This window comes from Streptomyces guryensis (assembly GCF_021261325.1).
GTDB classification, from domain to species: domain Bacteria; phylum Actinomycetota; class Actinomycetes; order Streptomycetales; family Streptomycetaceae; genus Streptomyces; species Streptomyces guryensis.
Window position 1 is genome coordinate 82,416 of record NZ_JAJSBI010000035.1, and the last position, 7,452, is coordinate 89,867.

General features: G+C 69.3%; 3 protein-coding genes. 2 read left to right on the forward strand and 1 reads right to left on the reverse strand.

Annotated features, from left to right (window positions below; translation table 11 throughout):
- Positions 1–139: 139 nt before the first annotated feature.
- Positions 140–5,371, forward strand: a complete 5,232-nt coding sequence (locus tag LJ657_RS42355; RefSeq protein WP_232655037.1) for a family 43 glycosylhydrolase — start codon at positions 140–142, stop codon at positions 5,369–5,371.
- A gap of 532 nt (positions 5,372–5,903) precedes the next feature.
- Here the strand turns inward: LJ657_RS42355 and LJ657_RS42360 are convergent.
- Complete coding sequence (locus LJ657_RS42360) at positions 5,904–6,200, reverse strand: trypco2 family protein (RefSeq protein WP_232655038.1); 297 nt, start codon at positions 6,198–6,200, stop codon at positions 5,904–5,906.
- A gap of 88 nt (positions 6,201–6,288) precedes the next feature.
- Between LJ657_RS42360 and LJ657_RS42365 the strand changes: the two genes are divergently transcribed.
- Entirely contained in the window at positions 6,289–7,332 is a 1,044-nt protein-coding gene (locus LJ657_RS42365) for a trypsin-like serine peptidase (RefSeq protein ID WP_232655039.1), read from the forward strand.
- Positions 7,333–7,452: the final 120 nt, after the last annotated feature.

The following is a 7,452-nucleotide window of genomic DNA, read 5'->3' on the forward strand; positions in this document are numbered from 1 at the left end:
GCCGATTGACACTCTCGCAACACGACGTCACCTCCACGTAACACCAGGTCCGCAGCGAACGCGCTGTCGGCCCGCGCCCGCTTGCCCGCAACCCGCCTTTCTCACCGTCATCAGCCATGTCTCAGCAGGGAATTCCGACATGACGCACAGCGCACGACTTCACGGCCGCGCGAGACGACTGGCGGGCCATCTCGCCGGGCTGACCGCCGCCGCGATGCTCCTGACCCTTGCCGGTCCCGCCTTCCCCGCCCAGGCGGCACAGACGGCCGAGGCCTCAGACCTCACCGACGGTCTGGCCCTGAGGTACAAACTCGACGACGGCTCCGGGACCACCGTGAGCGACTCCTCCGGCAACGGCCGCGACGGCACGGTGGGCGGCACCGCCGACTGGTCGGCGTCCGGTCAGGGGCTCGCCTTCAACGGATCCGACACCTACGTCAAGGTGCCGGACGACGTCATGAAGGGCATGGACTCGATCACCGTCTCCCTGGACGTGCTCCTCGACTCCGCGCAGAGCACGCCGTACTTCCTCTACGGCTTCGGCAACTCCAGCGGCGGCAACGGCAACGGCTACCTGTTCACGACCGGAAACTCCCTGCGCACCTCGGTGGCGAGCGGCAACTGGTCGACGGAGCAGACCACGAAGCCGAACGACTCCCACAACCTCACCCGCGCCGTCTGGAAGCACCTCGCCTACACCCAGACCGGCACCACGGGCGTGCTCTACGAGGACGGCGTCGAGGTGGGCCGCAACACGGCGGTGACCATCACCCCCGGCGCGATCGGCTCCGGCACCACCACCGCCAACTACATAGGCAGGTCCGTGTACTCCGGCGACAAGCTCTTCAAGGGCCGGATCCGCGATTTCCGCATCTACGACCGCGCCCTGGCCGGCTCCGAGGTCGAGCAACTCGCCCTCCCCGTCGACACACAGGGCGTCGCCGACGACAAGGCGGCCCTGAGCCTCGGTGACACCAGCGCCGTCACCGCCGACCTGGACCTGCCGAAGACCGGCACGGCGGGCGGCTCCACGATCAGCTGGGCGAGCGACAACACCGCGGTCGTCTCGGCCTTGGGCAAGGTGACCCGCCCGGCCGCAGGTTCGCCCGACGGCCGCGCCACCCTCACGGCAACGCTCAAGAAGGGCACGGTCACCGACACCCGGACCTTCCAGGTCACGGTCCTGCCCGCCTTCGACGACGCCACCGCCGCCCGGCAGGCCGCCGACGCGCTGAGCGTCCACAACCTCGACGACGCACGCGGCAACCTCACCCTCCCGACGAGCGGTTCGTACGACACGAGGGTCGCCTGGTCCTCCGCGAAGCCGGACGTCGTCTCCGCCGACGGCGTGGTCCACCGGCCCGCGCACGGCGACGGCGCCACCACCGTCGACCTGACCGCCACCGTCACCAAGGGCGGGGCGACCGCCACCCGCACCTTCACCGCGCAGGTGCCCGAACTGCCCGCCGAGGCGGCCCTCAAGGGCTACATGTTCAGCTACTTCACCGGCGAGGGCACGGCGGACGGCGAACAGATCTACAACGCCCTCAGCAAGGGCAACGACCCGCTGCACTGGCGGGAGTTGAACGACGGCAAGCCGGTCCTCACCTCCACGCTCGGCGAGAAGGGCCTGCGCGACCCGTTCATCATCCGCTCCCCCGAGGGCGACAAGTTCTACCAGATCGCCACCGACCTCAGGATCTACGGCAACGGCGACTGGGACGCCGCTCAGCGCACCGGCAGCAAGTCGATCATGATCTGGGAGTCCACCGACCTGGTGCACTGGACGAACCAGCGGCTGGTGAAGATCTCCCCCGACAGCGCGGGCAACACCTGGGCGCCGGAGGCGTTCTACGACGCGAAGCGCGGCGAGTACGTGGTCTTCTGGGCGTCGAAGCTGTACGACAACGCCGACCACAGCGGCGACACGTACAACCGCATGATGTACGCCACCACCCGCGACTTCTACACCTTCAGCGAGCCCAAGGTGTGGATCGACCGCGGCTACTCGGTCATCGACTCCACGATGATCCAGCACGACGGGACGTACTACCGCCTGTCCAAGGACGAGCGGAACAACACCTCCTCGACCCCCAACAGCAAGTTCATCTTCGAGGAGAAGAGCGATTCGATCCTGGGCTCCTGGGACCCGGTCGCCGAGGGCATCGGCAAGGGCGCGATGAGCGCGGCCGAGGGGCCCCTCGTGTTCAAGTCCAACACCGAGGACAAGTGGTACGCCTTCCTCGACGAGTTCGGCGGCCGCGGCTACATCCCGTTCGAGACGACGGACCTGGCCTCCGGCAACTGGACCCCGTCCACCGGCTACGACCTGCCGGCCAAGCCGCGCCACGGCACCGTCCTGCCCGTCACCCAGGCCGAGTACGACCGGCTGCTGCGCGCCTACCAGCCCGACCAGCTGGTGGAGAGCGTCGAGGGCGTGAAGGTGAAGACGAAGACCGGTCAGGCACCGGTCCTGCCGGCCACCGTGATCGCGAAGTACGCCGACGGCGTCGACCGCCCTGTCGCCGTCACCTGGGACGACGTCCCGGCCTCGGCCTACGCGCAGCCCGGAACCTTCACCGTGACCGGCAGTCTGCCGGACGGCGCCGCCCTCCCCGTCCAGGCCGAGGTCACGGTGTCGGAGGAGGGCGCCGACGTCCCGGCCGACCTGCTCCTGCACTACGACTTCGATGAGACGGGCGGCAACATCGCCCGCGACTCCAGCGGCCACGGCTACCACGGCACCTACGTCCACACGCCCGAGTTCGGCACGGGTGTGAAGGGCGGTTCGTTCAAGATGTCGGGGGACGCGTCGAGTTCGCCGTATGTGAAGATCCCGAACGGGGTGCTGAAGAACGCCGACAGCGTGACCGTGTCGACGTACGCCAAGTGGAAGGGCGGCAGCAGCTTCCAGTGGCTGTTCGGGCTCGGCCCCGACAGCAACAAGTACCTCTTCGCCACCCCCTCCAACGGCGGCTCCAGCCTCTACTCGGCGATCACCAAGGCGAGTTGGTCGGCGGAGTCGAAGCTGACGGCCGGCTCGCAGCTCACGCCCGGTGAGTGGCGGCACGTCACCGTCACCCTCGACGGCTCGACCGGCACGATGGTCCTCTACGTCGACGGCATCGAGGCCGCCCGCACGACCACCACCATCAAGCCGTCCGAGCTGTACGACGCGAACAAGGACTACAGCGGCTACATCGGCCGCTCCCTGTACTCGGCCGACCCGTACTTCGGCGGCGAGGTCGATGACTTCCGGATCTACGACCGGGCCCTGTCGGCCGCGGAGGTCATGGAGCTCAGCGGCAACACGGCGGGCATCGCGAAGGCGACGCACCCGGATCTGAAGGTCGACGCGATCATCGACAACGCCGACAGCAAGATCACGCTGCCGATGAAGGAAGGCACCGATCTCACCTCACTGGCACCGGAGTTCACCCTGGCCCACGGCGCGGCGATCAGCCCCGCCTCCGGCAGCCTCCAGGACTTCAGCAAGCCGGTGACGTACGAGGTGACGGGCTCCGACGGCAAGAAGCGCACCTGGACCGTGACGGCGCTCGTCATGAGGAGCCCGGTGCTGCCTGGCCTCAACGCCGATCCGAACATCGTGCGCTTCGGCGACACCTTCTACATCTACCCGACGTCCGACGGCTTCGACGGCTGGAGCGGTACGCAGTTCAAGGCGTACTCCTCGACCGACCTGGTCCACTGGAAGGACCACGGCGTCATCCTCGACCTGGGTCCCGACGTCTCCTGGGCGGACAGCAGGGCCTGGGCGCCGACCATCGCCGAGAAGGACGGGAAGTACTACTTCTACTTCTGCGCCGACGCGAACATCGGCGTCGCGGTCTCCGACTCACCGACCGGCCCGTTCAAGGACGCGCTGGGCAAGCCGCTGCTGAAGGCGGGGGACTTCGCCGGCCAGATGATCGACCCCGCGGTCTTCACCGATGACGACGGCCAGTCGTATCTGTACTTCGGCAACGGCCACGCGTATGTCGTGCCGCTGGGCGCGGACATGACCTCCATCGACACCTCGAAGGTCAAGGACATCACCCCGAGCGGCTACAACGAGGGCTCCTTCGTCATCAAGCGCAAGGGCACCTACTACCTCATGTGGTCGGAGAACGACACCCGGGACGAGAACTACCGCGTCGCCTACGCCACCGGGTCCTCCCCCACCGGCCCCTGGACCAAGCAGGGCGTGATCCTGTCCAAGGACCTCTCCCAGGGCATCAAGGGCACCGGCCACCACAGCGTCGTACACGTCCCGAACACCGACGACTGGTACATCGCCTACCACCGCTTCGCCATCCCCGGCGGAGACGGCACCCATCGTGAAACCACCATCGACAAGATGGAGTTCGACTCCGACGGACTCATCAAGAAGGTCGTCCCGACGCTCACGAGCATCGACCCCGTGACCATCGTCCACGCGGGCCCGGACGCCACCGGGACCGAGGGCGACGCCATCCCGCTCGCCGGCACCGTCTCCGGTGCGGGTACTCCCCAGTGGACGGTCGAGAACGGCGCACCCTGCACGGTCGCGAATCCCAACTCGGCCGTCACCACGGTCACTTGCACGGACAACGGCACCTTCAAACTCACCCTGACCGGCGGCCGCAGCACCGACACCACCACGGTCACGGTCTCCAACGCCGCCCCGTCGATCACCTCCGCAAGAGGCCCGGCCACCCCGGCTCCCGTTGGCAGAGCGGTGGTTGTCACCGCCGCCTTCACCGACGCGGGCACGTCCGACAGCCACACCTGCACAGTCGACTGGAAGGACGGTAGCGACCCGACGAAGGGCAGGCTCACCGACTCCGACGACGGCTGCCGCGCCGAGCACGTCTACACCGCGGCGGGCATCCACCGCCCGGTGATCACCGTCTCCGACGACGACGGGGGCACGGACAGCACGACGCTCCCCGAGGTGATCGTCTACGACCGTGCCGCCGGTCCCGCGCTCGGCGCCGGCACGATCACGTCACCGCCCGGCGCCTACCCGGCCCGGCCGGGACTGACAGGCAAGGCGGCGTTCACCTTCGGCGCCCGGTACCGGAAGGGGGCCACCACCCCCACCGGACAGGCCACGCTCGCCTTCGGCGCCGCCCGGTTCACCTTCCGCTCCACCGGCTCCGACTGGCTCGTGATCACCGGCTCCCGGGCCGTCTACCAGGGCTCCGGCACAGTCAACGGCAAGGCCGGCTACGGATTCCGCATCACCGCCACCGACGGTCCGGACACGTACCGCATCAGGATCTGGAAGAAGTCCACGGGCGACGTCGTGTACGACGACTTGGACGGTGCGCGGGTCGGCGGCACCGTCACGGTCGGGGACCATCGGCACTACGGTTCGGCAGCGTCCTGAAGGGGCCCGGGGCTGTATCGACTTGCGGCTCCACCGCGTGGGCGCCGGTAATGCCGCCGATCCGGCCCAACTCGCCCCCGACGTCGATCGGTCGGGAACCCGGTTTCCGTCGCAGGGGTGGATGGCGCAGCGGCGCCTGGGCTGGGCAGCCCAGGCGCCAGAGGGGGTGTACGTCCCGCACCGGGTGATGCGGATCGCACAGGAACGGGCCGTGCGGGTGGAGCGCTCGGCCTGGTGACCCGCCGAGATCACCGCCGCGCTCCTGACGACCTGGCCCGCCGACCAGACACGGGCAGGCTTCCACCGCCACGCCCACACCACCCTCGCCCGGCAGCGGGCCGGAACGAGTCACCCACCCCCTGAACACTCCCGACCACCCGGGATCACCCAGGATCACCCAGGAAATCCAGGCCGATCAGAAACGCCGACCTGGGCATCCGGGCAACAGCGCTGTTCGGCCACTGATGGTCACGGAGTGAAGCCGTTCAGGTCGTACCGCTGCCGACCGGGGCGAGCGTGTGGTGGGCCGGGGCTACCGGCCCACCATATGGTCGAGGCCGCCCTGCGTCGGCGCCGGCTTGAGGTCCACCTGTACTCGGTGCACCGAGTCATGGCTCACCGCGCCGCCGACGCGCGCCTCCACGACGCCCAGGCGCAACCCTGCACCGCCGTCCGCGGCCCGGTGGAACTGCACCGAGAACTCCACGCTCACCTGCTCGACGGTGAACCGCCAGTCGCTGCCCGCGCCGTCCCGCTCCGCTTGTGCCAGTTCCGTGCGGATCGAGTCAATGGCCTGTGCGAGACCGATCGGTTCTGGCTGATTACTCATCAAGTCTGCTCCCCCGTACGGCACTTGTCTCACGCGGACGAGAGCACGAGTCTAGTCCCGGCGCACCTTGGTGCGTAGCCTGACAAAGATGGCGGAGTTGGCTGCGGACTGGCGGGTACGCCTGCGGTCGGGGGACGCGGCGGGCGCGATACGGGGCGCCGGTGTCCTTATCGACGCGCGGACCGTGCTCACCTGCGCACATGTGGTCAAGAACCCGGCTTCGGTGGTGGACCCGAACGCGGTGATGTGGGTCGAGTTCGTGGAGAACACGCGCGTCGAGCCGGTCGCCGCGCGCGTCGCCGAAGGCGGCTGGCTGCCGGACCTGCCGGACGGGCGTGGTGAGGACGTCGCAGTGCTGCGACTGGACAGCCCGCGCCCGCAGGCCCGCCCAGCCCTCCTGTCGACCGAGCTCACCGCCGGTCTCGAGGTCACCGCCACCGGGTACGCGAAACGCTTCGACGACGGCATGACACTCACCGGGACCGTGCGCGGCCTGAGTGGGCACCGGGTGCAGTTCGATGCGCGGCACCGCAGGGAAGTGGTGCGCGGGGGGTTCAGCGGGGCCGGGGTGTGGGCCGTACCCCTGGACGGAGGGAACCCGGTCGTGGTGGGGATCGTGGTCAGCTGGCGGGGTGACCTGGACCAGCCGCTGCCGCAGGACAACGTGCTGGCGTACTCCTATCTGATCCCCGTCGCACGCCTGGCTCAACTCTCACCCGAGGTGGGTGAGTTGGCGCATCCCGCCGCATGGGACCGGGACTTCGACGAGCGGGCGCGGCGCTGGCTGGCCGACCCGTCCGACACCCCGGTCAAGGTCAGCGTGGTCGAGCGCGGGGGCGGGCGGGAGCGGACTCTGCGCCACTTCGAGCACCTCGCCGACAGCGTGCACCGGCCGGCGTCACCCGGCGCCACCCGGCGCCACCTGGTCGACGAGCTGCTGGGCGGAGCTCTCACCTTCGAGCCCGGCGACTACCCCGCCAGCCGGCAGTGGCTGCTCGACAGCGATGGCGCCCGCCCGGCCGGTGACTCCCCGTGCGCCGCCGAGCCCGGCTTCACCCTGCTCGTCGACGGCGTGGACGAGGCCCACAGCCCCGCCCGCCTCGCCGCGCTGCTCGCCCGGCTCGCCCAATGAGCGACTCTGTCGGGAATCTTGAGGACGGGCGTCACTTCCCTTGGCGCCACCACAGTGGCCGGGGTAAGTCGCGTGCGTCGAGGTACTGCTGGAATGCTGTGGGAGGGCGGGGCCGGTACG